General features: G+C 51.4%; 21 protein-coding genes and 4 tRNA genes. 3 read left to right on the top strand and 22 right to left on the bottom strand.

Features of this window, described 5'->3' with window-relative positions; translation table 11 throughout:
- Positions 1-5: 5 nt before the first annotated feature.
- Together FXY30_RS03340 and fusA are read right to left on the bottom strand one after the other, a co-directional pair.
- A complete protein-coding gene (locus tag FXY30_RS03340; protein ID WP_071705302.1) occupies positions 6-467 on the bottom strand; it encodes a CtsR family transcriptional regulator in 462 nt (153 codons plus the stop codon).
- A 445-nt stretch (positions 468-912) separates the two neighbouring features.
- Positions 913-2,976, bottom strand: a complete 2,064-nt coding sequence (gene fusA / locus FXY30_RS03335) for an elongation factor G (RefSeq protein ID WP_071705301.1) — start codon at positions 2,974-2,976, stop codon at positions 913-915.
- 259 nt (positions 2,977-3,235) lie between these two features.
- Between fusA and FXY30_RS03330 the strand changes: the two genes are divergently transcribed.
- Positions 3,236-3,309, top strand: a tRNA-Arg gene (locus tag FXY30_RS03330).
- Between the two features lie 72 nt (positions 3,310-3,381).
- Here FXY30_RS03330 and FXY30_RS03325 read toward each other — a convergent pair.
- The 5 genes from FXY30_RS03325 to FXY30_RS03305 form a co-directional block, all read right to left on the bottom strand.
- A complete protein-coding gene (locus tag FXY30_RS03325; protein ID WP_071705300.1) occupies positions 3,382-4,647 on the bottom strand; it encodes a D-alanyl-D-alanine carboxypeptidase family protein in 1,266 nt (421 codons plus the stop codon).
- A complete protein-coding gene (locus tag FXY30_RS03320; RefSeq protein WP_071705299.1) occupies positions 4,644-5,468 on the bottom strand; it encodes an aminoglycoside 6-adenylyltransferase in 825 nt (274 codons plus the stop codon). The genes FXY30_RS03325 and FXY30_RS03320 overlap by 4 nt, the downstream gene beginning before the upstream one ends.
- An 84-nt stretch (positions 5,469-5,552) precedes the next feature.
- Positions 5,553-7,184, bottom strand: coding sequence for a hypothetical protein (locus tag FXY30_RS03315; RefSeq protein ID WP_147659370.1), 1,632 nt, complete (start codon positions 7,182-7,184; stop codon positions 5,553-5,555).
- Positions 7,185-7,461: 277 nt separating this feature from the next.
- Positions 7,462-7,542, bottom strand: a tRNA-Leu gene (locus tag FXY30_RS03310).
- A gap of 51 nt (positions 7,543-7,593) precedes the next feature.
- Positions 7,594-7,667 (bottom strand) — tRNA-His (locus FXY30_RS03305).
- Between the two features lie 146 nt (positions 7,668-7,813).
- Between FXY30_RS03305 and FXY30_RS03300 the strand changes: the two genes are divergently transcribed.
- Positions 7,814-8,860 carry a threonine aldolase family protein gene (locus FXY30_RS03300; RefSeq protein ID WP_083428172.1) on the top strand — a complete coding sequence of 349 codons (1,047 nt, stop codon included), beginning with the start codon at positions 7,814-7,816 and terminating at the stop codon, positions 8,858-8,860.
- 1,070 nt (positions 8,861-9,930) lie between these two features.
- On the opposite strand, the gene FXY30_RS03295 is transcribed toward FXY30_RS03300, so the two are convergent.
- The 11 genes from FXY30_RS03295 to FXY30_RS03245 form a co-directional block, all read right to left on the bottom strand.
- A tRNA-Arg gene (locus FXY30_RS03295) sits at positions 9,931-10,002 on the bottom strand.
- A 104-nt stretch (positions 10,003-10,106) separates the two neighbouring features.
- Complete coding sequence (locus tag FXY30_RS03290; RefSeq protein WP_071705297.1) at positions 10,107-10,430, bottom strand: hypothetical protein; 324 nt, start codon at positions 10,428-10,430, stop codon at positions 10,107-10,109.
- 41 nt (positions 10,431-10,471) lie between these two features.
- Positions 10,472-10,960 (bottom strand): metallophosphoesterase family protein, encoded by a 489-nt coding sequence (locus FXY30_RS03285; protein ID WP_071705296.1) that lies wholly within the window; start codon positions 10,958-10,960, stop codon positions 10,472-10,474.
- Positions 10,957-11,595, bottom strand: a complete 639-nt coding sequence (rdgB, locus tag FXY30_RS03280; RefSeq protein WP_071705295.1) for an RdgB/HAM1 family non-canonical purine NTP pyrophosphatase — start codon at positions 11,593-11,595, stop codon at positions 10,957-10,959. Before rdgB ends, FXY30_RS03285 begins: the two co-directional genes overlap by 4 nt.
- Positions 11,596-11,728: 133 nt before the next feature.
- On the bottom strand, positions 11,729-13,807 hold the full coding sequence (gene ligA / locus FXY30_RS03275; RefSeq protein WP_071705294.1) for an NAD-dependent DNA ligase LigA: 2,079 nt from the start codon (positions 13,805-13,807) through the stop codon (positions 11,729-11,731).
- A gap of 9 nt (positions 13,808-13,816) precedes the next feature.
- Positions 13,817-16,042: an ATP-dependent helicase gene (locus FXY30_RS03270; protein ID WP_071705293.1), complete on the bottom strand. Its 2,226-nt coding sequence runs from the start codon at positions 16,040-16,042 to the stop codon at positions 13,817-13,819.
- A gap of 8 nt (positions 16,043-16,050) precedes the next feature.
- Complete coding sequence (locus FXY30_RS03265) at positions 16,051-16,773, bottom strand: phosphatase (protein WP_071705292.1); 723 nt, start codon at positions 16,771-16,773, stop codon at positions 16,051-16,053.
- A 17-nt stretch (positions 16,774-16,790) separates the two neighbouring features.
- Positions 16,791-17,798 (bottom strand): tRNA (adenosine(37)-N6)-threonylcarbamoyltransferase complex transferase subunit TsaD, encoded by a 1,008-nt coding sequence (tsaD, locus tag FXY30_RS03260; protein ID WP_071706087.1) that lies wholly within the window; start codon positions 17,796-17,798, stop codon positions 16,791-16,793.
- The gene (gene tsaB / locus FXY30_RS03255; protein WP_071705291.1) at positions 17,779-19,038 is read right to left on the bottom strand and encodes a tRNA (adenosine(37)-N6)-threonylcarbamoyltransferase complex dimerization subunit type 1 TsaB; all 1,260 of its coding nucleotides are present in this window, start codon (positions 19,036-19,038) and stop codon (positions 17,779-17,781) included. The genes tsaD and tsaB overlap by 20 nt, the downstream gene beginning before the upstream one ends.
- Positions 19,026-19,433: a tRNA (adenosine(37)-N6)-threonylcarbamoyltransferase complex ATPase subunit type 1 TsaE gene (gene tsaE / locus FXY30_RS03250; RefSeq protein WP_157885029.1), complete on the bottom strand. Its 408-nt coding sequence runs from the start codon at positions 19,431-19,433 to the stop codon at positions 19,026-19,028. The genes tsaB and tsaE overlap by 13 nt, the downstream gene beginning before the upstream one ends.
- Before the next feature lie 240 nt (positions 19,434-19,673).
- Positions 19,674-20,339: an ECF transporter S component gene (locus FXY30_RS03245; RefSeq protein ID WP_083428170.1), complete on the bottom strand. Its 666-nt coding sequence runs from the start codon at positions 20,337-20,339 to the stop codon at positions 19,674-19,676.
- 236 nt (positions 20,340-20,575) lie between these two features.
- Between FXY30_RS03245 and murJ the strand changes: the two genes are divergently transcribed.
- Positions 20,576-22,114 (top strand): murein biosynthesis integral membrane protein MurJ, encoded by a 1,539-nt coding sequence (gene murJ / locus FXY30_RS03240; RefSeq protein ID WP_071705289.1) that lies wholly within the window; start codon positions 20,576-20,578, stop codon positions 22,112-22,114.
- A 114-nt stretch (positions 22,115-22,228) separates the two neighbouring features.
- Here the strand turns inward: murJ and galE are convergent, their stop codons facing one another.
- The 4 genes from galE to FXY30_RS03220 form a co-directional block, all read right to left on the bottom strand.
- On the bottom strand, positions 22,229-23,236 hold the full coding sequence (galE, locus tag FXY30_RS03235) for a UDP-glucose 4-epimerase GalE (RefSeq protein WP_071705288.1): 1,008 nt from the start codon (positions 23,234-23,236) through the stop codon (positions 22,229-22,231).
- A gap of 94 nt (positions 23,237-23,330) precedes the next feature.
- Positions 23,331-24,368, bottom strand: a complete 1,038-nt coding sequence (locus tag FXY30_RS03230; RefSeq protein ID WP_071705287.1) for a M15 family metallopeptidase — start codon at positions 24,366-24,368, stop codon at positions 23,331-23,333.
- A gap of 331 nt (positions 24,369-24,699) precedes the next feature.
- Entirely contained in the window at positions 24,700-25,548 is an 849-nt protein-coding gene (gene ispE, locus FXY30_RS03225) for a 4-(cytidine 5'-diphospho)-2-C-methyl-D-erythritol kinase (RefSeq protein ID WP_157885028.1), read from the bottom strand.
- A 43-nt stretch (positions 25,549-25,591) separates the two neighbouring features.
- On the bottom strand, positions 25,592-25,831 hold the full coding sequence (locus FXY30_RS03220; protein ID WP_071705284.1) for a Veg family protein: 240 nt from the start codon (positions 25,829-25,831) through the stop codon (positions 25,592-25,594).
- Positions 25,832-25,946 lie beyond the last annotated feature (115 nt).

The raw sequence follows: 25,946 nt of genomic DNA, 5'->3' as shown, positions 1-25,946 counted from the left end.
TCCCCCTATCTGAGCAGTATGATCAGCATGTTGCGCATGATGCGCGCGCGCACGCGATTTCGCACGGCAAAGGGCACATCGGCGAGCGCATGGTCGTCCAAGGCCAGCATCATCAGTTGACATTCCCTGCCGGTTAAAAGTTTCTGATCCAAAAAGGATTTTAAAATATGACGTGCTTTATCGATCGTTACGCTGTCCTGCACGACATCATCCAGCACCTCCGCAACCAATTCTTCGGGTGAACGCTCCAAGCGAATGATGCGAATATAGCCGGAGCCACCTCGCCTGGATTCCGTATAATACCCGTGGTACGGCGTAAAACGCGTGGTCAGAACGTAGTTGATCTGGGATGGTGCGCAGGCGAAGCGTTGCGCAAGATCATTGCGACCGATTTCAATCATCCCTTCGTCTCCCTCTTCCAACAATTGTAGGAGAAATTGTTCAATGCGATTGGTTAATCCCGCCATAACATTTCCTTCTGTGTTTTTTAAGCCGAGCGGTTCGCTCTCACCGGATCGGCGTTTCTGATCGGCCGGTTCATTCCCTCCGCTCGTCCATTACGATGGTGTATTCTACGCGAAAGATATGAGTTTCCCGTGAGGATCAGACATATTTATTGACCTACCCTGACCTTTCAGGTGATTCGAAGCCGCTCTTCGAGTCATTTTTAGCATAAAAGAAACGATTCCTTTTGTCAAGGATGGTCAAAGTTTCGCGCTTTCTAATCAGGGGCCGTTGATCGCCATAAAAACCGTTTTTTTCTTCTCTTCTCGCTCCGCTCTGTTTTCCATCCACCAAAACGTCCCTCTTCGAAGCCCGAAGAGGGACGCATATGAAAACCTACTTTATTGTAACGCTCCGACACGATGCCCTGATTCGGTGATCGCCATGTTGATAGCGTCAGAAGAAGATCTATGCCTCTTCCTGTTTGGCTTCTTCAATCACCTTTTCGGCAATTTCATGCGGCACCTGCTCATAATTCTTGAAGACGGACGTAAACCATCCGCGGCCCTGCGTCATACTGCGCAAGTCGATGGCATACTCCTGCACTTCCGCATACGGCGCCTCGGCGTTGACGACTTGGTTGCCGTCCTCATCCTGCTCCATTCCCAGAATACGACCGCGACGTTTGTTCATGTCGCCCATTACGTCGCCGAGATACTCATCGGGAATGGTGATTTTCATGGTCATGATCGGCTCAAGCAGCACAGGATTCGCTGCTTCTACGCCTTTCTTAAAGGCAATGGACGCCGCAATCTTAAATGCCATTTCATTGGAATCCACCGGGTGATACGAGCCGTCATACAGCGTGGCTTTGATGCCCGTAACAGGGTAGCCGGCCAACGGCCCCTTCGCCAGGGACTCTTCCAAGCCTTTTTCAACCGCCGGGAAATAATTCTTCGGAACGGATCCACCGAAGACCTCTTCCGCAAACTCAAAGCCTTCCGCAATCGGCTCGAAGCGAATGAACACGTCGCCAAACTGACCGGCGCCGCCGGATTGTTTCTTATGACGCCCCTGCACGTCGCTCTTGCCGCGGATGGTCTCCCGATACGGAATGACCAGCGGTACGCGATGGACGTTTACGCTGTACTTGGTTTTCAGTTTATTCATCATGGCTTCCAGCTGTACATTCCCTATGCCGCGAAGCAACAACTGATTGGTTTCTTTATTGCGCTCCACCAAGAAGCTGGGATCCTCTTCCTGCAATTTGGACAGAGAGGGCGAAAGTTTATCGTCGTCATTTTTCGTATCCGCCTGGATGGCAAACGTCAGAGTCGGCTCTGTATGACGAATCGGCTTGAACGCAACGGCATCGCGCTCCGATGCGATGGTGTCTCCCGTCACCAACTTATCCAACTTCGAGAAAGCACCGATATCGCCCGCAGTAATTTCATCGGTATCAATATGATTCTTGCCGCGTTCATAGAACATCCCGGCCGGCTTCAAGCTATCACCCGTACTGACGCGGAAAAGGTCGCTCCCCTTCTTGACGGTGCCGCTAACAACTTTAAACAGCGAAACTTTTCCGACGAAGGGATCCACAATGGTTTTAAAGACGGCGGCGCGCAGCGGCGCATTCGCATCCGCCACGACCGGATCGCCTTCTTCCGGACGGAATCCGGAATGAGCGCGCGGATCATTCGGTGCCGGCATGTATTTGACGACGGCATCCAGCAGCAAGTCGAGACCCGCCCCGGTTGTCGCACATCCGGCGATCAGCGGCACGGCGGAGCCATCGAGCATCGCACTGGTCATGCCCTTGGCAATCTCCTCGTGCGTAAAAGTTTCCCCTTCGAAAAATTTATTCATCAGCGAATCGTCCGTCATCGCGATCAATTCCACGATTTCATCATAGGCAGCATCCACTTCGGCCTGACGAATTTCCGGAATTGGCACTTCGGTGGCCTTAAAGCCGTCATAACGAAACGCTTTTTTATCGATAATATCGATAATACCTTCAAAATCCTCACCGGCGCCAAGCGTCAGCGTGAGAGGAATCACTTTTTTACCGAACTGCTGATGCAAATTGGACACCTGCACGTTAAAGTCTACATGCGGCTTGTCCATTTTATTCAGGAAAATGATGCGGGGAAGGTGAATTTTTTCGGTATATTTCCAATAAATTTCGGAGCCGACTTCAATGCCTGCCGAAGCGTCAAGCACCATCAATGCCGCCTCGGACGCACGCAGAGCGGTGAAAACTTCATTTTCAAAGTCGAAATAGCCCGGCGCATCGAGAAGATTGATTTTATGTTCTTTCCACTCCACCGGCAGCACGCTCAGACCGATCGAAATGCCGCGCGCCTGTTCTTCCGGATCAAAGTCGGAAACCGTGTTTTTATCCTCAATGCGGCCCATGCGGTCCGTCGCATGTGTCAAGTAGAGAAGCGCCTCAGCAAGAGTAGTCTTGCCGGCGCCGCTGTGGCCGACAAAGGCGAGATTGCGAATCTGTTGCGTAGTATATTTTTTCATTCCTTCCTCCTTATCCCCCGGTGAGGGTGGATACCGTTTTCCAATCGTTTTCCAATTGCTTCTTTCATTATAGCAAAGATATTTCCCCTCTGACAACCGGACTCTACGCAATCTGAACGGAATGACCCGTCACCGCAAAAAACAAAAACCGTTGTCAAAAAGACAACGGTTTCGGCTTCGCTTGTTTCGGCTTCTCTTTCGAGAAAGAGGGTTGTTCATCTTCCGTCTGTTTCGGCTTCTGTGGTAGAATAGAGCGAATGCAGTATTAGCTCAGCTGGATAGAGCGTCCCCCTCCTAAGGGGAAGGCCGAGGGTTCAAATCCTTCATACTGCGCTTTTCGCCCGGTCGCTTTTGCTTCCGGGCTTTTTTGTTCTTTCAACCGGTGCAAACAGGTCGCTTTGATCGTCACAGCAAGTTCAAGACAAAGTGGGCAAAATCCGTTGCTGCGCGTTTCATGCGTGTGAATATTCCCGCTTGAGTCGTCGGTTTATGCGAAACGATGTCGATCATTTTCACCATTTCCCCATTCTGATAAATCAAAATTTCCCCGAATTTTTCCTCCTCGGCGGTCGGTGCTTTCTTATTCTTATCAATCTGATAGCGAATGTCGAACGTCTGGTTGGAATAGGTGAAAACGGAATAGGAACTTGCCGGATAAAGAATGACCGATTCTTCTTTGGATGAAGGGACGTCGTAGCGCTGAATGGGCTTTTCCGCATCGACGAGCGAAACATGTGAGAACGATCCGGCAGCCAAATCTGCCAGTTCTTTCGTGGTACGCCAGCGGGCATCATTTGTTCTTGCTCCCATTACTACGGTAATGGCATCGAACGCACTGCCGTCGGAACTGGATGTCAAGGATAGCGCACCGGTGAAGCAATACCCGGCTTCATCTGTCATTCCGGTCTTTAATCCCTCCAATCCCGGAATCTGCACCGTAGTTGCGGATAAGGTCGACCGGCCGACAAATTTTCGTTCGGGCTCATTGATGGTTTTTATCTTTGCGAGCTCGCGCACCTCCGGAAATTCTTTGAGCAAGGCGGAGGCCAAAATAAACATGTCGCGCGCACTTGCCGTGTTATATTTCCCATTGACGGTAAAGCCGCTGGCATTCACAAAGTGTGTGTTGCGCATGCCCAGCGCCTTGGCTTGTTGATTCATTCGTTCTGCACAGGTTCGTTCATCACCGGCAAGAATCTCTCCGAGCATTGCTGCGGCATCATTGCCGGAAACGACCATCATGCCCATCAGCAGCTGATCGATCGTTCGTTTTTCTCCCGCGACCAGACCGTAATTGGAAGAAGCGGAAAAATTAAAGGCCGCGGCGGAAGGAGAAATCGTAACACTCTTCTTCGGATCAATTGTCCCTTCGGCAATGCCCTTTTTCACCATATAATAGGTCATCAGTTTTGTCATGGAGGCGATGCCCAAGGGTTTGTCGCTGTTTTTCTCGATCAGAATTTTCCCTGATGTCGGTTCCCCGATTAACATAGCGTCAACTTCATCGTAATAGGAAAACATCGAGCGAAATGTGGCGGCGGTATCTCCCTGATAAGGCGAAATCGTTACAGTTTTCTCGTCGCCCTTTGCATAAACCGGCGATGAAGTCAGTATCAGCAACAACGCCATCACGAATCCGATGAGCCGCATCTGCCTTTTCTTTTGTTTCATCGCGTTTCCTCCCAAAGCCGACGCAAATAGCGCAGCATTTCCACATCCAATCTCTTTGGATACGTAAATTCATCCAATTCATTGAGCTTCAACCCCGCTTTGCGGAAAAGCATACAGGCTTGAAACAGGGCATCCCATAGATGCTTCTTTTCTGTTGGCGCATAGGAGCGCGCCAGATGATCATACTCCACTTCACTCATGTAAGCCTTTAAATTCTCCCCCTCTGTGCCCACATTTATGTGGAAGGACGAATCCGAGGCCACGGCCGCCCGATTCATGGAAAGCAAGGCTCCCCGCGCGCGGTTTAACGCCGACTGCGCGACCATTTCTTCCTCTTCCACTAACGCAAGAGCGACGTCCGTAATGTTGGCAAAAAACTGCTGACACCAGAGATCATACTCTTCAACAGTCGGTTTTGTCACTCGCAAGGAAAGATCATTCGGGTTTTCACGATTGGCGTATTGCTCTTCCGGATCATAAATCACTTTTGCCAGACTGTCCTTCTCAAGCACGTCCGGCACATCCTGCGGATGTAGAACGGTGATATTGATGCGCGTATTATTGCCCAGCAAAATGCGATAACGGGGCGCCCGGCCTTCCTGCACGCAGCCGACCTGAAGGACTGTTTCCGAAAATTGTGCACTCCAGTCTTCCTGCAAAAGGGGATCTCCGTTATTCCGGGTGACCAAGAGAAAGTCATACGGGTCGGTTTCCCGCTTGACCGCAGCAGGATTGACGCGTGTTCCCGTTATGAACAGCGCCGAAATCGCTTCATCGGTTGTTGCCCAGGAAATCATGGCATGCTGAATAAAATTCTCCATAAACTCCTCTTTCTGTCGTTCTGCCTGTATTATAGCGGAAGACAAAATGAATGAAAAGAAGCGTCTCAGTCACATACCCGATTTTCAAGCATCTCCGTTTTTTTGTTCTTCACGACGCCGGATCACTTCCATCACAATCAATCCGATGCCCGCTACAATGGCTACCGTGGCCCAAAGAAACACCCGTAAATTATCCCCGGTAATGGGCGGCAAAGTAAAGAGACGTCCGGAAGCGCTCGATTGATTTTGTCCTTTACCACTTGCCGTTTGTGGCGATTCCTCTTTTCCGGCAGCCAACGAATACGCACCGAGCGGTGTCTGTTGATGCGGAGTGTTTGAGCTTTCTTCCGGTGGCTCTTCCGACTTCAACGAATTATCGGCCACGGGCGCAAGCGTCCCGGAAGAACGGTCGGAGGAAGAGGTCGACATCGCGGAAGGGCTCGACGTTCCCGCCGAATTTGTCGTCGTCGAAGAGGACGCAGAAGCGGACGAATGGGAGTCTTTCGAAGAAGCCGCGTCGGAGGACGAAACCTGCGGTTGTTGTGAAGATGCTGCATCCGAGGATGACGCTTGCGGTTGCTGTGAAGAAGCTGCTTGCGAGGATGACTCTTTCGGCTTTTCTGTTGTCGGATCCGTTTTCGTCTCCATCGCTACCGTAACCGTAAATTGCTCATCTTTCATGGGCAAGGTATCCTCTATCGTTGCGCACCATTGATAGCTCTTTTCCAAATCGGGGTCGCTGGCATATCCCTGCCACTGTGCGATATGGGAGAAATCCGGACGCGAAACCGTAATGGTATAGTTTCCGTTCTTTGTTCCCTTCGGGACAGTAAAGGAGAGCGTATAGCCCTTATCCTCTTTGAGAAGCGTTTCTCTCTTCAAGGGAGAGGTCAACGTTTTCGCCAATTGCAGACCCGGAGAAGCCTTTGCCACCATTCCAGGCATTGCATAGCCGGGAATGGCATCAAATTGATAGGTTCCTGCCGCCGTGACGGTTTTGGTTTTATTTTTTTTTGGAACCTCTACCGCCGAACGCTTTTCCATCAACCGCGTTTCCGAAAGCATATCCGTGGCCAAATTAAAATACGGATAGGTGGTATGCACCCCCTTATTGTTTCCCGTGATGGTGGAAAGCGTCTCGGTGGCAGCCTTTGGCATATATACCTTACGGGAAATTTCAGCCTGATTGAGGCCAAGATAAAGCAAGGTTTGATTCAGCCCGGTAGGAAGACCGGCATATCCATTGTAGGCCAACGCATGTGCGCTCAGCGCCCACTCTTCCTCTGTGGTGCCAAAGAGCTTGCTCACCGCTGCGATCACTCCATCATGCGCGGAATAGATCGCTGTCTCTCTTCCTTGCAACAGATCAATAATGAAACGCGGAGAACCGGTTCCTTCTACACAATAGAGCCGATTTTCCGGCTTCCAATAGGGCCTGGAGGGCTCATAATCTATGGTGGTTACCGGCGCAGCGTAAAGATGGAACGGACTCCTCATTCCTAACGGTACTCCGTTTCTGGATGCGTCCCGGTACACTCCACGCAAACTGTATCGCATCTCCAACTCCTCATTCTCCGGATAAACCATGACAACGTGGTATTGTTCCCCTTTGACCAGATCTGCTTTTGCTCTGTCGCCTCCTCCAAAAAGGGACAGGAGGATGATCATCACCCACATCCACCACCGGCGCAGTGCGTACTTTCTTAGCTTTTTCATCTTGATAAAACCTCACTTTCTGTTTATTCGAGAAGGCGCATTTCCTTCACTGAACTCATTATGCAAGGTTTATTTTTTCACTGTGTCCCGTACTGGCGAACCCGGAACGCACGACGATTCCTCCCTGTTTCTTTTCGTGCCGGCTCGTTTTATCTTTCGCCGATTTTATCCTTTTTATTGCTCGGAGAAACCGCACACTCCCATTTACAACGACAAATCATCGTGGGCAATCTGAAATAAAAAAAAGCGATAAAACGCATCGTTTTATCGCTTTCCATGCGGGAAAAGGGACTCGAACCCCCACGTCAAGGACACCAGATCCTAAGTCTGGCGCGTCTGCCAATTCCGCCATTCCCGCTTGTTATTGTCCATCTGCCCACCTTCTTCAGGCATTTTGGCATAAAAAAAGGGTGGGTGAAGGGATTCGAACCCTCGATCTCCAGAGCCACAATCTGGCGCCCTAACCAGCTAGGCCACACCCACCACATTCACGGTTGTTTCATTATAATGGACGATTCGCCGCCTGTCAAACACCCGCGCCCGATACGCGGCAATCCCGGCTGTACCATACCAGCCCATCGTTGCTGCGTTATAATGAGCGCAGATGGGACAGTGCGAAAGGAGAAATTATGCGATTTGATACAGATTATATTGAAGGTTGTCATCCGGCTATTCTACAGCGTTTAACCGAAACCAATTACTGCAAACAACAAGGCTACGGCCTGGATGAATACTGTGCATCGGCAAGAGAGCGCATTCAAAAGGCTTGCCACGCACCCAATAGCGATGTTCATTTCGTGACCGGTGGAACGCAGGCTAATGTCACCGTAATTTCACATGCCCTGCGTCCGTATCAGGGCGTCCTATGTGCTGTAACAGGTCATATCAACGGCCACGAAACCGGCGCCACGGAGGCACGCGGCCACAAAGTCCTCCCCTTGCCGGAAAAGGACGCCAAAATCACGGCGGATCAAGTAGATGCCTATCTTTGCCATTACCGCAGCATGGAACATCCCGAACATGAAGTGGAACCGAAAATGGTTTATCTTTCGCAGCCTACCGAGCAGGGAACCCTGTACTCGTTAGCGGAGTTGGAAGCCTTCCGTTCTGTCTGTGATCGCTATGGGCTCTATCTTTTTATTGATGGGGCTCGCCTGGGTTATGCGCTGGCGACGCCATCTAACGATGTGACGCTTACCGATTTAGCGCGTCTTACCGATGTTTTTTACATCGGCGGAACCAAGGTCGGCGCCATGTTTGGCGAAGCCATTGTCATTCAAAATGAGGAGATCAAGCCGCAATTTCGCTACTCCATCAAGCAAAATGAAGGCATGCTGGCGAAAGGCCGCTATCTCGGCCTGCAATTCGATACGCTCTTTACGGATGACCTCTATACTACCATCGCAGCGAATGCCATCACCTTGGCCGATTTTCTGCGGGATTCTCTCCAGGAGATGGGCATATCCTTCTTTTCCTCTTCACCGACCAATCAGATTTTTCCGATCTTTACACGATCGCAAGTAGAGGCGTTGGAACAGCTTCACGTTTTTGAACGCTGGTCCGAGCTGCCGGATGGACGTATCGCCATTCGCTTCTGTACCAGCTGGGCTACAGAAAAGGCCGACTTGGACCAGCTGCTTGCGGATATTCAGCAAATCGTGGAAACGGTGCAATAGGGTCGACGAAGGCGGCCCTGATAAAAGCGTAATGTCGAACGTTGTCAGGGGACGCGACCCTGATAAAACCATAATTTCGAACGTTGTCAGGGGCGCTACCCCTGAGATAAGTGTAATATCGAACGTTGTCAGGGGCCGGTCAACCCTGACAAACGACGAAAATCGAACTTCGTCAGGGGTGACGACCCTGATAGAAGCAAAATATCGTGTTTTGTCAGGGCTAGATCAACCCTGATAAATGACGAAAATGGAACTTCGTCAGGGGCGGCGGCCCTGATAAAAGCAAAATATTGAATTTTGTCAGGGCTAGATCAACCCTGACAAACGACGAAAATGGAACTTCATCAGGGGCGGCGACCCTGATAAAACCATAATTTCGAACGTTGTCAGGGGCGCTACCCCTGACATAAGTGTAATATCGAACGTTGTCAGGGGCGAATTAGCCCTGACAAATGACGAAAATGGAACTTCGTCAGGGGCGAGCGCCCTGATAAAAGCAAAATATTGAATTTTGTCAGGGCTAGATCAACCCTGACAAACGACGAAAATGGAACTTCGTCAGGGGCTGCGACCCTGATAAATCCATAATTTCGAACGTTATCAGGGGCGCTACCCCTGAGATAAGTGTAATATCGAACTTCATCAGGGGCCGATTAACCCTGACAAACGACGAAAATGGAACTTCATCAGGGGCGGCGACCCTGATAGAAGCAAAATATCGAGTTTTGTCAGGGCTAGATCACCCCTGACAAATGACGAAAATGGAACTTCGTCAGGGGCGACGACCCTGATAAATCCATAATTTCGAACGTTGTCAGGGGCGCTACTCCTGACAAAAGCGTAATATCGAACTTCGTCAGGAGCCTAACCACGCATAAGGAGCCGGCCTACGGCCGACGGCTCCACTCTGCAACCGCGCCGCCAACAGCATTCTGAGCGGCGCTCCGCTTGACCGACCCTGGCTGGCGCGCACGGATTTCTGTAGCTAGGGGTCGTATAAAAAGAGGAAAGCGGATCCATTCACAAAAAAAGCCCGTTGGAATCAAGTAATTCCAACGGGCTTCACATTTCGTGCCATCGGGGATTCGAACCCCGGGCCTCCACTTCCGGAGAGTGGCGCGCTTCCACTGCGCTAATGGCACACGAGAACAAACAAGGCACATCCTCGCCTGTCGTCCCATTCTAATCGAAGCCGGCCGATTTTGCAACGCAAGGGGCGTCTTTGCAAGGCAGGAGACATTCGCGTTTACTTGCGCGCATCCAGCTTCCAGGCTGCCCGGACAATCGTGGATGCACCCGGTGCGAGAAGAACGATGCAAGAACGCGCAAAAGAATCAGGGTTGCGGAAATACATAAAAAGCAAGAATGCGACAGCAACGCCAAGATAGATAAAAAACCCTTTTTTCGCTTCGCCCGGGTCCTCTTCGATTACAAAATACGAAGCATACGTGGCGACAAGGGTAATGACCAGCAAAATGCAGGCGAGAAGCGGTGGAATCGGCAATGAGAAACAGACAAACGCTAAAATGGCACAAAAGGCAATCGCGATAATTTTATTCCAATGTTTCATTGTTTTCTCCTTCCCAAAGTGTCTCTGCCCCGTCGGAGCGCCTACTTTTCATCGAACACCACATGCTCCACTTGCGGTTCCTCGCCCTTTGTCAATGTGAGGATCGCGCAGCCGGGTTTTCCGTCATAGGGTCGACTCGGCGATCCCGGATTGATCGCCCAGATGTTGTTAATTTTTTCGACAGCAAAGCGATGCGTGTGCCCATAAAGCACAATATCCGCCAGCTGTTCGCGCGCATGCTGAACGAGCGGAACTCGATCAAAATGCATGCCATAGCGATGGCCATGTGTGAGCAACAGCGAAAAGCCTTCCACAAAAAGTGCGTATTCCCATGGTGCCGGCGAGCCCCAGTCGTTGTTGCCGCGTACACCGAGAACCACACGGCCGAGCATCTGTTGCATTTCCTCCGCATCCCAGGCATGATCACCGAGATGGAGAATCCGATCAAGGCCCATCGTCCTTCGAATATAGGGAACGATCGTTCCCAGATCGCCATGCGTATCGGAAACCAGCAAAAGGCGTTCCGTCATAGGCGCTCCCCCTTCTCTTCCTGCGCCAACTGCGCAAGAAGCGCCCGATAGGCACGCGAGCGATGAGAAACGTGGTTCTTCTCTTCGTCCGTCATTTCCGCCAAGGTGCGTCCCTCTTCCGGAATATAGAACACCGGGTCGTACCCGAAGCCGTTGGCTCCGCGCGGCATTTCCAGAATGCGGCCGTCCAAAACGCCTTCCACCGTCTCGGTGATGCCGTTGCGGCAAAGCGCAATGACCGTCTTAAAGTGTGCGCCGCGATGTGCCCATGCCACGCCCTGCATTTCACCCAGCAGCTTATCAACATTGTCCTGATATGTGGCGTGCGGGCCGGCATAGCGCGCCGCATAAATGCCCGGACGTCCCTTGAGAGCATCCACGAAAAGACCGGTGTCATCCGCCAAAAGCCAGTAGGTATCCGGATTTTCGCCCGCCAAAAGCAGCGCATGATAGAGACCGCTCACTTTCAGACGCGCGTTTTCCGCCAATGTGCTTCCCGTTTCATCAATGTCCAAATCGGCAAAGCCTGCTTCCGTCTTCGTTTTCACCAAAAAGCGATCTCCCAGAAGCGCGCGAAGCTCCTTCGCTTTATCCGGATTTCCGGTGGAAAGAAGAATTGTAATTTTCTCGTTCATCGCTGCTCCTTTTTCTACGTCGACAGTTTCACCCAAGGCTCTACGGTTCCGCGTCCATACCGCATCCAAAAATAGCCGTCCGGTTCATCCTGTCCGCCGGGCGAGTGCCCTATTTACGCCGTTATGCCTTCGATTATTTCAATTTCTGCAACCACTGTTTCAATTCCTCTCCTTCCAAAAGAGGAATGGAAAGATCCAGCGCTTTCTGGCGCTTCGAGCCGGCTGCTTCACCGGCCAACACCAAGTCCGTTTTAGCTGAAACCGAGCCCTGTGCTCGTCCGCCCGCCGCTTGAATCGCTTTCTCCAAAGCGCTGCGCGTCCAACCTTCGATCGTTCCGGTGACGACAATTTTCTGATTCGCCAACCATAGCGCACTTGCAGCCTTTTTTTCAGGATAATCCAACACAATGCCCTGCGCAAGCAGCGCATCGATCGCATCGGCAATATGGGCGTCATGGAAAAATTCCACGATATTGGATGCCGTCGTCTCTCCGATATCCGGAATAGTCATCAACTCCTCTACCGAAGCGTGACGCAAGGCGTCAAACGATGCAAAATGGGAGGCCAGATCGCCGGCGGTACGCTCTCCCACCTCGGGAATGCCGAGAGCAAAGAGAAAAGCCGCAAAGTGCGGATGTTTAGAGGCTTCAATCGCCGCAAGCAGATTTTGTGTTTTCTTTTCCTTAAAATTTTCCAACTGCAAAAGATCCGCCGCCGTAATGCGGTACAGATCCGCCATCTCGTGGAAGCCGGAATCCAAGAGCTTCTCCAGCGTTTTCTCCGAAAGCCCCTCGATATTCATCGCATTGCGGGATGCAAAATGCACCAGGCGCGAGATCAGCTGCGGACGGCAGGAAAGGGAATTGGGACAATAGATATGCACACGATCATAAATAAGCTCCGCGCCGCATGCCGGACAATGGGTCGGCTTTGCAATCGCCTCGGTCTGAACACCCGGTGTTTCTATGGTTTCCAAAATCTCCGGAATCACCTCGTTGGAACGGCGAAGCTTGACCTTTGCATGCAATCGTACCCCTTTGCGCAAAATATCATCGTAGTTATTGAGCGTCGCGCGCGACACCTTGGCCCCGCCAATGTCCACGGGATCCAAAACGGCAGTAGGCGTAACTTTTCCCGTGCGCCCCACATTCCATTCCACCGCCTCCAACGTCGTCGTCACTTCTTGGGGCGGAAATTTAAAAGCAATCGCCCAGCGTGGAAATTTCGCCGTAAATCCCATGTATTCACGCGTGCGCAGATCATTCACCTTAATAACGACTCCATCCGTTTCCACATCGATTTCCTCGCGCAGCGTTTTCACCTCGCGAATCGCGGACAACACTTCTTCCGCATTGTGGCAACGGCGCAAAAAGGGATGCACCTGAAAATGATTGGCGCGCAAGAAATGAAACATTTCCTCTTCTGTGGTGAATGGCGCTTCGGCAAACCGATCGTCTGTGCCGGATGCAGCGTGTTTCGCCGCGTCGTCCGTTTCTTCCGTGCCATCCGCATTTTCCCAATAGCCCACCTGATAGAAAAACGCGTCCAGTCGGCGAGAAGCGGCAACGGAAGGATCCAACGAGCGCAGCGCGCCGGCGGCCGCATTGCGTTCATTTTTCAGCGGCTCGTCCGCCGTTTCGTTGTAGCGGCGCAGAGCGGAACGCGGCATAATGCCTTCTCCCTGCACCTCCAAGGTTCCCCGAAACGGAATCTGCAGCGGAATCGTGGGGATGGTGCGCACCTGCGCGAGAATTTCCTCACCGATGATCCCGTTCCCCCGGGAAGAAGCCATGACAAGAATTCCGTTACGATACGTGAGATTGACCGTCAGTCCGTCGAATTTAAGCTCGGCAAAATATTCCGGCTTCGGAAGCGGCTTCCCAGGATGCTCCGCATTATAGCGTTCCACCGCCGTTTCCACGTCGGCCATCCACTTTCGAACCTCTTCCTCGGTTCGGGTCTTGCCCAACGAAAACAAAGGCGCCAGGTGACGGTGCTTGGTAAATTTCTGTAAAATTTCGCCGCCCACACGCTGAGTCGGCGATGCAGGAAGCACCACGCCCGTTTCTTTTTCCAAGGCAAGCAACTCATCATAAAGTGCATCATATTCCGCGTCGCTAACAAGCGGATCGTCGAGAGTATAATACTGCACGTTCAGCCGATTGAGGGTTTCCACCAACTCCTGCATCCGTTTGGCAATCTTGGAATCCATGGTTTCCTCCTACTTCTTTTGCATGGGCGCAAGCGCCGCATTCAGCCTCTTGATACCTTTGCCTTCAAATGCGACCGTCACTTCGTCGCCGTTCGGTTGCGGCACCACGGAAATGACCGTGCCGTGGCCAAATTTTCGATGCTGTACCGCATCCCCCACACGAAAGACACTCGTCAACTCCTTGTCGCGCAATTTCTGCTGCTCGCGAATCTTTTCCCGAAACGCTTCGCGTTTGCGATCATACTCTTCCCGCAGCTTCGGATCCGCCGTATTGCTGCGCCGCGCATAATTACGATCATAGACGTTCGCGCGATCCAGTACCGACGGAATATCCTCCGCCTCGATCTTGCCTTCCAATTCTTTCAGAAAAGAAGACGGCATGGCCGCCATGGGCGTGCCGAAAACGCGGCGGCTCTGGGCTTGCGACAAATAGAGACGCCGCATGGCGCGCGTCATCGCCACATACAGCAGTCGGCGTTCCTCCTCCAGATTGCCTTCTTCCATGGAACGGCGACTGGGAAAAAGGCCTTCTTCCAATCCGACTACAAAGACCACCTCAAATTCCAGCCCCTTCGCGGAATGAATGGTCAGCAGATTCGCACCCTTCTCTTTTTCCTCGGTTTTATCCAAGTCGGAAAGAAGCGAAAGGCTTTGTAAATACGCCACTAAAGAGGGTTCTTCCTCTTCCTCTTCATAGAGCGAAACCGCATCCAAAAAGGCCCCGACATTCTCCATACGTGTGCGATCTTCCAGTGTTGCGCCGGATTCCAACATCGCACGATACCCCGTTTTCTCATAGAGGTATTCTGTCCATTTGGTGAGCGTCAGCTCCTCCCGCTTTTCATTGAGGTCGGCAAGAAGATCGGAAAAGGCCAGAAGTTTATTGCGCTGTGCAGGAGTGAGCGAACCGAGCGTCTCTTGCTCCTGTAGCGCCTGTAAAAGCGACATACCCATGGTGAGCGCTTCTTCACGCAGCTTCTGTATCGTCGCCTCCCCGATGCCGCGCTTGGGCTGGTTGACGACGCGCGCGAACGCAACATCATCCAACGGATTGATGAGCAAATTCATGTACGCGACCAGATCCTTGATTTCCGCGCGATCGTAGAATTTAAGCCCTCCGATCACGCGATAAGGAATGCCTTCCCGCAATAATGCATCTTCAAACGGACGCGACTGGGCATTGGTGCGATATAGGATCGCCATGTTTTCCCATGCCACGCCGTGCTGTTCCTCCTCGCGCATTTTTGAGGCAACCAGGGCAGCTTCCTCGTTTTCACTTTGCACGCAGCGAAATTGCACCACTTCCCCTTCACCATTCGCTGTCCAGAGATTTTTGGCCTTGCGCTCCTTATTATGGGCAATCAGCTGGTTTGCGGCATCCAAAATATGCGAGGTGGAACGGTAGTTCTGTTCCAATAAAATGGTACGCGCCCCCGGAAAATCGCGTTCGAACGACAGAATGTTGCGGATATCCGCGCCGCGCCAGCCGTAGATGGACTGATCCGCATCGCCCACCACGCAGATGCACGCGTCTTTACCGGTCAACAAATGAATTAATTCGTACTGCGGATGATTGGTATCCTGATATTCATCTACAAAAATATGCGTAAATTTTTCCTGATACCGTTGACGCACCTCCTCGTTTTGCAAAACCGCAATGGCTTTCAAAATCAGATCGTCAAAATCCAGGGCATTGTTTTTCTTTTTCTCCGCCTCGTAGCGCTTAAAAATGCGAGCAATCACCTTCTCGCGATCCATCGTGGCATTTTCTAAAACCTCGTCCACGCTCACGCCGCGATTTTTATAATCCGAAATACGGGAAAGCACCGTCTGCGGGCGAAGCTCCTGGTTTGCCTGTTGTTCTTTCAACAACTGTTTGATCAACGTGCGCTGATCCGCCGTATCATAGATCGTAAAATCCGAGCCGTAGCCGAGGATGCCTATCTCCTGCCGCAATAGGCGCGCACAGATCGAGTGAAAGGTGCCCATCCACATGCCGCTCGTGCTGCGCCCCAAAGCGTGTTCCACACGATCGCGCATCTCCTGCGCCGCTTTATTCGTAAAGGTAAACGCCAGTACGTGCCAAGGCGCGACATCCTTCTCTTCCAACAGACGCACAATTTTTGTCGTCAGCACCCGCGTTTTTCCGGAGCCCGCGCCGGCCAATACCAGTAAGGCGCGATCCTCCGCCAATACAACTTCTCGCTGCGCGCGGTTAAGGTTTTCGTATTCCATACCTTCTCCTAAATGGTGTAGCCCAGAAGATTCTCCAGCTTATCCCAGGATGTGTTGATGATGAGCTCCTCCGGAAAATCCAACTCTTTTAACAGCTCTTCCGCCGCCGTAAAATCGCCGACCGCTGTACTCATATGCGCATCGCTGTCGATGATAATGGGTACTTCATAAGCCTTGCAAAGAGGAATGTAGCAACGCTGATTCTCCTCTGCATTCTTGCGAAAGCTGTTGGGATCCAAAGAAGAGCAATTGACTTCCATGGCAACATTGTGTTCCTTGCAGGCTTTCACCAACACTTCGTAATCTATGGGATAGCGCGCATCGTCCGGATGCCCGAGAATATTGATTTCCGGATAGCGCTCCATCGCCTTTACATACACCGACGTAAAATCCGTAGCACGCGTTTTTCCAAAATCAAAAATATTGCCATGAAGGGAAGCGATGATGTAATCCGTTTTGCCGATGACATCTTCCTCGAAAAGAGAGCCCTGCATATCGCAGATATTCATTTCAATGCCGCGTAAAATGCGCACCCCTTCCAGATATGGCGGAATAACCGACAGATTCATCCAATATACCGGCAACGTTGTGTTGGGCATTCCGTAGCCGTGATCGGACATACCCAGTATTTCCAGGCCGTTCTTCTTCGCCTCGCGGGCATTTTCCGTCAATGTAGAATAGGCATGAACGCTGGCCAGCGTATGCGTATGTAAATCCATTAAGGCGTGCATGATTTCTCCTCTCTTTCCTACAGTCCTAAGTCGGGATCGGCTGCAAAATCCAGTGATGATGCGCCCCGTTGCTGATATTGATAATAGCCGGCGCAGCCGATCATGGCCGCGTTATCCGTGCAAAGCACCGCCGGCGGGACGAAAAAGCGCGTATCGTGTTTCGCGCACATGGCGGAAAGTGCCTCCTGCAGCGGACGATTCGCCGCAACGCCACCGGCCAGACAAAAGGTCTTGTACTTCGGCATGGCTTCCAACAGATGCTCTGCTTTTTGAACCAGCACGTCAATCACCGCCTGTTGAAACGAGGCCGCAATATCCGCCACCGGAATGGGCAGATTCTGCTGCTCGCGATGATGCACTTCATTGATAACCGCCGTCTTCAATCCGCTAAAGCTGAATGCATAGCCGTCTTCTTTCGAAGACATCGCACGGGGAAAGGCAAAGGCTTGCGGATTTCCCTGTGCCGCGATGCGTTGAATTTTCGGTCCGCCGGGATAGCCCAGTCCCAAAACGCGGGAGACTTTATCGAAGCTTTCCCCTGCCGCATCGTCCACCGTCGAGCCGACGACTTCATAATGCGCATAATCCTCTACGACACAAAGATAGGTGTGTCCGCCCGAGACGACCAGCCCGAGAAAGGGTGGCTCCAGTTCCGGATGCGCCAAATAATTGGCACAAAGATGGCCTTCCATATGATTCACGCCGACGATGGGAATGTTGCGCACATAGGCCATCGCCTTGGCAGCGGAAATGCCGACTAAAAGTGCTCCCACAAGCCCCGGCCCCCGCGTGACCGCAATGAGATCTAACTCCTCCGCCCGCACATGGGCTTCCCGAAGCACCGCCTCCAAGAGCGGATTGATGGCCTCCAGGTGTTTGCGTGAGGCAATTTCCGGTACCACGCCGCCAAAGATCGCATGATCCTTGATCTGCGAAGAAATAATCTGACTGCATATCTCTCGTCCGTCGCGCAGCACGGCAACGCTGGTCTCGTCACAGGAAGATTCAATGGCTAAAATCCGCATGGCATTCCTCCCCGCCTTCCTTCTTTTTCGGCAATACGCAACGCATAATCAGCGCATCTGCCATTTCTTCTGCATAATACTGATGGCGTTTTCCTACGACGACAAATCCGAATGACTGATATAAGGCCTTGGCTGCAGCATTGCGCTCGTTGACTTCCAAAAACGCCTCCTCGGCGCCTTCCTGTTGAATATCGGCCAGAAAGCGCTCCATCAAGCGCTTGGCTATACCGCATTGACGATATTCCTTTGCCACGGCAATGCGGTTGAGACTGGCCTCTCCGGCAATATCGGACGAAAAAGAGTATCCCAGAATGCCGCGATCCGTTTCCGCAACCAATGCCGTATTGCATGGATGCGTCAGTTCGTCCTTCAACTGTTTTGCAGACCAGGCCTTTTGAAACGCTTCCCGTTCCAGCTGGTGGATCATAGGCAGATCCTCTTCCGTCATGCAGCGAAGGCGCAGCGTTTGTTCATTGCAGCGGGCCTTCTTACGTTCCGGATCCTCATGACGCTCTCGATCCAATTCCGCCTGCGATTTGCGTTGATAATTCGGCACCAGGCGCAAGACATCATCGCTTTCTCCCCTCGCAAAACGGGCCGCAGCAATATCCATCATGGCTGCAATGGGCGATGAGGCTGCCGGATCGGAAAGCACCACGCACTTTTGCGAAGAAAAGGCATCCGAAAGCGCCGAATGGCGTGCGATACCTGCTCCCGCCCAGCAAATAAAGGGAATTTCCTCTTGTCCCTTTTCAAAAAGCTCTTGCTCGCGATGCAAAAAGTTCTGCAGCTGTTCTTCGGTGTATAAACCTTCCGGTAAGATGCTTTGCAGCGATCCGTCCGGTTCGGTGCGATAAACCGACGCAAAGAGGCGGTTGGCCCGCGCGTCGATGACGGGAACAAAAAGATGGGCATGATGTTGCACATGGGCTGCATGCGCAAGCGCCTGCAAGGTGGATACGCCTAAAATCGGGCGGTTCGTAAATTGTGCCATGGTCTTCATCATCGTCACGCCGATGCGAAGACCGGTGAAAGATCCGGGTCCGATGCCTACAACAAACGCATCGGCGTCGGCTGCCTGCAATCCGCTTTCACGACAAAGGGCGTCCATAACGCTTAAGAGCTCCTCTGCTCGCAAGCGATCCTGTTCCACCACCGTCGTGCGTAGCGGCTTGCCGGTCTCGGCAATGGCTACTCCCGTTGCACGCGTGGAGGTATCGGCTCCAATCAGTCTCGCCATACGTTCACCTCCCTTGCTTCCCCCTCTTTCACTATGATCTGCACATGGATCAAACCGTGCGGAAGATACTCCTCCGCCTTTTCAGCCCATTCCAAAAACGTGATGGCCTCTTCCGGATAGAAATACGTCTCGTAATCGATATCTTCCAGCTCCTGCGGGGTCTCCAATCGGTAGAGATCCAGATGATAGAGGCTTCCCTTCGACGTTCGGTAGTGATTCACCAGCGAGAAGGTTGGAGACGAGGCCGGACGATCCGCACCAAGCGCTTGCGCCATCCACTGCACCAGCTGCGTTTTCCCCGCGCCCAACGTGCCCTCTAAAGAGACGACATCGCCCGGACGCAGCGTGTGCGCAAAGCGTTCACTCCATTCCTGCATCGCTTGTTTGGAAGCCATATACACGAGCTTACTCCTTCTTCTGCGCGTTTCTTTTTTGCGCATTTTTAGCATTCTGCTTGGCCGAAATTCAGTCTGTTTTCGATGCCATTCTTAAGCAATAAAAAGAAGGTGCCCCGCAGGGCAACCTCTTTTCTTGTACCATTATTGTAATGCACTTGCTGCGAGAGGTCTATCTTTTTTCCGAAGCAAAGGCGCTCTCGATCACACAATCCCCTGTATGTTGACGCGTCGAAGCGACTATGACCAGCGCTTGAGAATCGGTGAAATGCGCTTATAGAGCAAGAACGTCACGACACTCTCGAGGAACGTCTTCACCAGATTGAACGGGAAGACCGAAAAGAGCATCAAGGTCATATAATTTGACACCAACCCGTTAGCTGCCCCAATCTGGGTGGCCAGCACATCCAAATCTAACTGAATCGCCGCAGCATACGCCGGAAAGATAAAAAACGTATTGGAGAGAACGGCCACACAGCTCATCGCTAAGGATCCGGCGATCAAACTGATGATGGCGCCTTTTTTGGTATGCGAACGACGATAGATGATGGAGGAAACCAGCACAAAGGTGGTGCCCACGATCAGGTTGGATAATTCGCCGACGCCGACGGTCTCAGACGTAAATAATTTCAAAATATTTTTAATGAGCTGAATGAGGAAGCCCGCCACCGGTCCCATAGCGAAACCGCCGATCAAGCCGGGAACGTCTCCGAAATCCACTTTCATAAAAGCCGGGGCGAAGGGCATCGGAAGCTGAAACAGCTCCATAAGAACAAAACCCAAAGCGCCCAATGCGCCAATTTTTACAATGTTGCGGATACGCGTTGCATCCTTAAGTTGCTGTAACAATGTACTCTGCACCGCCCATCCATTTCTTTGATCCACAGTCGTATGTTGTGATTGCATATTCATTCCTTTCTATAATTAGGGACTATGTAAGGGCTTCTGTCCGCGAAAAGAATGATATCGGTTTAACAACCTCTGCTATTATAAACGATCGACCGCTTTCTGTATAGTCATGGGCAGGAAATTGTCCGTAGCGCGAAAACGTACGCCGAGAGAAAGAAAACACGAATTGCGAGGGAGCAGTGATACGAAAAGAAAAAATATGGTAGACTGAATCCGATTACAGGAGGAGCGATATGGGTTCGGTAACCTTTCAACTGATGGTCATTACCATCATCTCAAAATTGACAGGTCTCATTCGCGAAGTGAGCTTCGCGAAATTTTTTGGTACCGGGATGGTAACGGATATTTACGTTGTCTCCGAAAGTATCACGGCAATGGCCTTCAGCTTTCTCTTTATGTCCATTCAGACCACCTTCATCCCCATGTATAACAAGGTGCTGACAAAACGTGGACGGCAAGAGGCAGATTACTTCACGGCCAATCTGGCGAATACACTTGTGCTCATCGCGGCCATCATTTCCGGCGTCGGATTCGTGTTCATGCCCCAAATTATGCATCTCGTTGCCGCCGGCTTCGAAGGCGAAAAGTTGAATCAAGCGGTGCTCTTTACGCGTATCGTGCTGTTTCGTATTCTTTTTTCGGCGTTTAACGGCGCCTTCATCAGCTATTTGAACAATTACAACAACTTTTTAACGCCTGCGACGACCGGTATCATCATGAATGTTGTGATGATCTTCTTTTCGTATTTGACGGCAAAAACCGGAAATCTCCTGCTTCTTGCCGTCGGCAGTATTTTTGCTGTCGCCATACAGTACAGCTTTTTCCCGCGTGCGCTGCGCCACGCCGGATACCGGCACCGTCTATTGCTCAAGCCCAATTCCCCTGCCATTCGTGAATCGCTCTCCATCGCCGTTCCGGCCATGTTTTCCATCCTGGTCAATGATATTTCCATCATCGTGGACAAAGCCATCGCTACGTCGATTGTTCCAAACGGCGGCGCATCGGCGCTCAATTACGCCAACATGATCTTTATGATGGTCCAAGGCGTGGTCATCGTCTCCATCGTAACGGCCTCGTATCCCGGCATGTCACGCGCTGCCCAAAAGGAGAATCTACAGCCGTTCAAGCGCGTCATTCACCATTCTCTCGTGCATGGCATGGTATTGATCCTTCCCGCCGTCGTGGGCATGATGCTCTTCGCCCAACCCATTGTGCGCCTCTTCTATGAGCGTGATCAATTCACTGCCGCCTCGACGTTATTGACCACCGGCGCGCTCTTCTGGTATACGCCCGGGCTCATCGGGCTGTTATGCTCCCAGATTTTTATTCGTGCTTTTTATGCTTTACACGATACGAAAACGCCGCTTCTCATTTCCACCGTACAGGTGGCTGTGGACATTACCTTGAACTTTATCTTGTCCTATTTCTTTGGCTTAAACGGGCTCGCCGCGTCCACCATGGTCGGCAATCTTGTCGGTGCCGTGATATTGGGAACCGTTCTGCGCAAAAAGTCCGGACGTCTTGCGTTCCGCTCCCTTTTCAAATCGGTGTCCAAAATTACGGTTGCTTCCGCTTTGATGGGAGTGGTTGCCTTGTTTGTCTTTCACGGTCTTCCGTTGGGAAGCGAAACGCTTCGACTTCTGCTAACCATTCTCGTGGGAGCTATGGTGTATCTCATCTGTATCCTCTTCGCACAGATTCCTGAAGTACGCCAGTTGGTTAATCAGATTTACCATCGGCTGCATCGACGCAGAGCGCTTGGTCGTCACTGACATTCTCCAACGAAAATGACCATCTCCAACGAAAAAGGAACCTCGCCGAAAAAGCGAAGTTCCTTTTTTGATTTCCTTTGTTTTTCGGCGCAGAGGCTTGAGACTCTGCCGCAGCTACAGACTGTCCTTTACGTGTTGCTGGAAATACCAAGCCGATGCACACGCCTCTTCGATGCTGTGCGTCGCCTTCCAGTCCAGTTTGCGCTCTGCCTTGGACGGGTCCGCCACCACGGTGTCGATGTCGCCCGCTCGCCGTCCCACGATGCTGTAGGGAATGGTGAGATGATTTGCCTTCTCAAAGGCATGAACCAATTCTAATACGCTCGTGCCCTTGCCGGTCCCTAAATTGAATGCATGGGCGCCGGGACGATCCGCCATTTTTTCCAATGCCGCCACATGGCCCAAAGCCAGGTCCACAACATGCAAGTAGTCGCGCACCCCGGTGCCGTCGGGCGTATCGTAATCATCCCCGAAAACGCTCAATTTCTCACGCGTGCCGTCCGCCACCTGGCAAATGTAGGGCAAAAGGTTATTCGGAATGCCCACCGGACGTTCTCCGAGCAGACCGGAATCATGCGCACCGATGGGATTAAAATAGCGCAGCAGAATAGCTGAAAATTCCGGATCCGCCTTGGCCATGTCCATCAGAATGCGCTCAATCATCAATTTGGTCCATCCATAGGGATTCGTGGCCGCGAGAGCCATTTCCTCCCGAAACGGACTATGATTTTCGGAAGAATAGACCGTTGCCGATGAGCTGAAGACCATGCGGCGCACGTGATGTTTTTTCATGGCCTCCAACAGGACGATGGTACTCAGCAGATTGTTGTGATAATACATGAGCGGTTTCGCGACCGACTCCCCTACCGCCTTATAGCCGGCAAAGTGGATCACGCAATCGACAGGATGCGAGGAAAAGATCTTTTCCATCGCCTCGGCATCGGTGCAGTCCGCAACGTATGTCGTCAGCTTCTTGCCGGTGATTTTTTCGATGCGCAACTGCACGTCCGCGTCCGCATTATACAAGTTGTCGACCACGATCACGTTATGCTTGCGCTTCATCAGTTCCACAACGGTATGGGATCCGATGTAGCCCAAACCGCCACTCACTAAGACGTTCATTCTTCCTCCTTCTATTCGCATTGGTAAAAACATTCTCGTTGGCAAAAAAAGCCCGCCGGCAACGTCGTTACCCGCGGGCTCTACCTTACCGAATTTAGTTGACGCCGTAGAAGACTTCCATGGTCAATCCTTCATTGCTGATCAAAGAAGCATCTTCCACCCCGACATAGTAGAAAATAGTCGGATCGGCACGATACCCCGTGATGGACTCGCTTCCTTTCGGATAGCGCAACACAAAACCGTACTCCTGTGCATGAGCTTTCAGCCATTGAAATTGCTTGGTGTTTTCGAAATGATTTTCAATGCGCGGATCGGTGTTTGGCGCGTTGAACTGTACGCCGTAACCCGTCTGAAATACGGTATGCCCCGGTTGCGGAACATTGGCAGGGTTGCCGCGAAGAATGAGTTCCTTCTTTTCTTCGGCCGCGCCGCGATAGGTGGTTGCTACTTCCACTTGTAAACCGTCACGCTGCATCGCCTCCAGCATCACCTTCAGGCCCGCTTCAGCATCCGGATGAAACACCGTTTCGTACTCTTCGGGAAGCCGATAGGTCGCGTTGACAATTACCTTGCCTTCCACCGTTTTGCAAAGTGTCGCATCTGTGATCATCGCCAGATCGACATTTCGTACATAGCCGCTGCGGCCTTTGCTGACTACTTTCGTCCATTCGCCGTTTGTTCCGTAGGTCTCCACTGTCGTTCCCGCCGCCAGCGGCGCTACAACATGAGACTTTGTGGAGTCACGCGTGAACATCGTCGTGTCGCGGCTGACCTGTAAAAAGGTATCCAACCGATCGATATAGCCATCGTGCTGTTCTTTATTCTGCGGCCGTTCCTGCTTCTGTTCTTCAATTTCAGCACGCGTCTTGTATTCTACGGAAACGGATGCGCTTTCGCTGGAAGAGACCGGAGCATCGGAAACGAGTTGTGCAGAAGTTGCTAACGCGGCATGCGTATCGACAGCGCTGGAGCTGTTCATAAAATAACGGAGAACAAAACTGCCAGATAACAAAATAAAGACGCCGGCAAAAATACCGAGAAACACATTCGTTTTGTGACGACGACGATGGAGAGCTGCGCGACGTTTGCGGCGCTCTCTAAAGCGTTTCTCGATTGACTGCTCTTTTCTCATCGACGCACCTCTATGTGTTTCCGTTTTTCATCGTGATTTCCCATTATTTTGAGATGAAATCGTATGAAAACGGTATCCCTGTGGCATTCCTGTAATACTATTTGTATTATAACGAACGCCCCGTCATTGTTCAACCCATTAAACGAAAAAATATCACGTAAATTATCGAAATTTCTGCTAAGCAATGTGTTTCGTTTAAATGACTCCACCACATGTTGTGGAATCGAGAAAAAGCCCGACGCGTTCAAATAATCCATATTTATGGATAAGTTTTCGTTTGCAAACCTTTTCTTTTTCCATTTTTAAATATTTATTTATATTTTTTCCATGGTCACACGGTGCGTGTCAGCAAAACAAAGGAATATTGATCTCGGAAGCGCTCGTAGGCCTCTTCCGCTTGTTCCATGGTTTCATAAATTCCGAACATGGTCGGTCCGCTGCCGCTCATGAGAGCCGCTAAAGCGCCAGATTCTTCCAACTCTTTCTTAATCTTCGCCAGTTTGGGAATGGAGTCGAAAGACACGCTTTCCATGTGATTTCGCATCAGCGGATAGGCCTTAAGGTTATCGTACTGCAGCAAATCAATCATTTTGGATACCGGCACTGTCCCATTCGGTTCTACGCGATCGTACACATAACGTGAGCTGATGGTATCGCCCGTGTTGATCAAAAGCAGCGGCTTTTGAGAAAACCGTGGCAACGGCGTCAAGATATTTCCCCTTCCCTGCGCACGCTGGGTGCCACCACGAATGAAAAAGGCGGTATCCGAGTCAATGCCACCAGCTATTTTAATCAGTTCCTCATCACCGAGTCCCAAATTCCATAGACGATTGAGCCCCACCAAAGTGGCTGCAGCATCCGCACTTCCTCCGCCTAAACCGGCGGAAAGAGGAATGCGCTTTTCCAGTTCGATAATGACGGAATCGTCCGCAGTCCGATCGCGCAGCGCGTTCCACGCCTTATAAATTAAATTGTTTTCGTCGAGCTTAAGATGCGGATGATCACAGAACAGCACAAATCCGCCACGTCCATTTTCGATCGTCAGCGTATCATGCAGCGCAATCTCCTGCATCACGCCGTCCAGATCGTGATAGCCATCCTCACGCACACCGAGAATATCCAATGCCAGATTCACCTTTGCATTGGCCTGTACTTCCAATTCCATGCCGTCCTCCGTCATGATTTTTCTCATGAAAAAAGGGCTCTACTGAGCCCTTTTTCGATCAATATACCGTCAGCTTTACGGTAGAAGTCAGAACATCCGTATACGTATACGATACGGTGCGTTCCATTTCAAAGGCATTCGAAATGCGCACGGTAAAGACGTCCTCAAATGCATTCTCAATGATGCCTTCTTTTGTGACGATCCGCTTTCGCCCTTTGTCCGCGCGCACAACCACAGTACGTCCTATGTTTTGCTCGACTTCACTGCGGATGGCCTGAATTAAGCTGTTTTCTTGCATACCACACCCGCCTTCCCTCTCTGGGTACAAATAGCTTTTATATTATACAGGAAAATTGTGAATTATGCAAATTTCATTTGGGGTTCTTGGCGTGCTTCCTCTCAGAAAAAAGAGC

Origin of the sequence: Murdochiella vaginalis (genome assembly GCF_902381775.1) — a bacterium.
GTDB lineage: Bacteria > Bacillota > Clostridia > Tissierellales > Peptoniphilaceae > Murdochiella > Murdochiella vaginalis.
This window is presented reverse-complemented; position numbering and strand designations above follow the sequence as displayed.

Excerpts from the sequence above, each read along its gene's own strand:
- rdgB (WP_071705295.1), bottom strand. The coding sequence starts at position 11,595 with ATGAACGAGAAAATTACAATTCTTCTTTCCACCGGAAATCCGGATAAA.
- ligA (WP_071705294.1), bottom strand. The coding sequence starts at position 13,807 with ATGGATTCCAAGATTGCCAAACGGATGCAGGAGTTGGTGGAAACCCTC.
- murJ (WP_071705289.1), top strand. The coding sequence starts at position 20,576 with ATGGGTTCGGTAACCTTTCAACTGATGGTCATTACCATCATCTCAAAA.
- FXY30_RS03315 (WP_147659370.1), bottom strand. The coding sequence starts at position 7,184 with ATGAAAAAGCTAAGAAAGTACGCACTGCGCCGGTGGTGGATGTGGGTG.
- FXY30_RS03265 (WP_071705292.1), bottom strand. The coding sequence starts at position 16,773 with ATGCACGCCTTAATGGATTTACATACGCATACGCTGGCCAGCGTTCAT.
- FXY30_RS03270 (WP_071705293.1), bottom strand. The coding sequence starts at position 16,042 with ATGGAATACGAAAACCTTAACCGCGCGCAGCGAGAAGTTGTATTGGCG.
- ispE (WP_157885028.1), bottom strand. The coding sequence starts at position 25,548 with ATGACGGAGGACGGCATGGAATTGGAAGTACAGGCCAATGCAAAGGTG.
- tsaE (WP_157885029.1), bottom strand. The coding sequence starts at position 19,433 with ATGGCTTCCAAACAAGCGATGCAGGAATGGAGTGAACGCTTTGCGCAC.
- FXY30_RS03290 (WP_071705297.1), bottom strand. The coding sequence starts at position 10,430 with ATGAAACATTGGAATAAAATTATCGCGATTGCCTTTTGTGCCATTTTA.
- tsaD (WP_071706087.1), bottom strand. The coding sequence starts at position 17,798 with ATGCGGATTTTAGCCATTGAATCTTCCTGTGACGAGACCAGCGTTGCC.
- FXY30_RS03325 (WP_071705300.1), bottom strand. The coding sequence starts at position 4,647 with ATGAAACAAAAGAAAAGGCAGATGCGGCTCATCGGATTCGTGATGGCG.
- galE (WP_071705288.1), bottom strand. The coding sequence starts at position 23,236 with ATGAACGTCTTAGTGAGTGGCGGTTTGGGCTACATCGGATCCCATACC.
- FXY30_RS03245 (WP_083428170.1), bottom strand. The coding sequence starts at position 20,339 with ATGCAATCACAACATACGACTGTGGATCAAAGAAATGGATGGGCGGTG.
- tsaB (WP_071705291.1), bottom strand. The coding sequence starts at position 19,038 with ATGGCGAGACTGATTGGAGCCGATACCTCCACGCGTGCAACGGGAGTA.
- FXY30_RS03230 (WP_071705287.1), bottom strand. The coding sequence starts at position 24,368 with ATGAGAAAAGAGCAGTCAATCGAGAAACGCTTTAGAGAGCGCCGCAAA.
- FXY30_RS03320 (WP_071705299.1), bottom strand. The coding sequence starts at position 5,468 with ATGGAGAATTTTATTCAGCATGCCATGATTTCCTGGGCAACAACCGAT.
- FXY30_RS03340 (WP_071705302.1), bottom strand. The coding sequence starts at position 467 with ATGGCGGGATTAACCAATCGCATTGAACAATTTCTCCTACAATTGTTG.
- FXY30_RS03285 (WP_071705296.1), bottom strand. The coding sequence starts at position 10,960 with ATGACGGAACGCCTTTTGCTGGTTTCCGATACGCATGGCGATCTGGGA.
- FXY30_RS03300 (WP_083428172.1), top strand. The coding sequence starts at position 7,814 with ATGCGATTTGATACAGATTATATTGAAGGTTGTCATCCGGCTATTCTA.
- FXY30_RS03220 (WP_071705284.1), bottom strand. The coding sequence starts at position 25,831 with ATGCAAGAAAACAGCTTAATTCAGGCCATCCGCAGTGAAGTCGAGCAA.
- fusA (WP_071705301.1), bottom strand. The coding sequence starts at position 2,976 with ATGAAAAAATATACTACGCAACAGATTCGCAATCTCGCCTTTGTCGGC.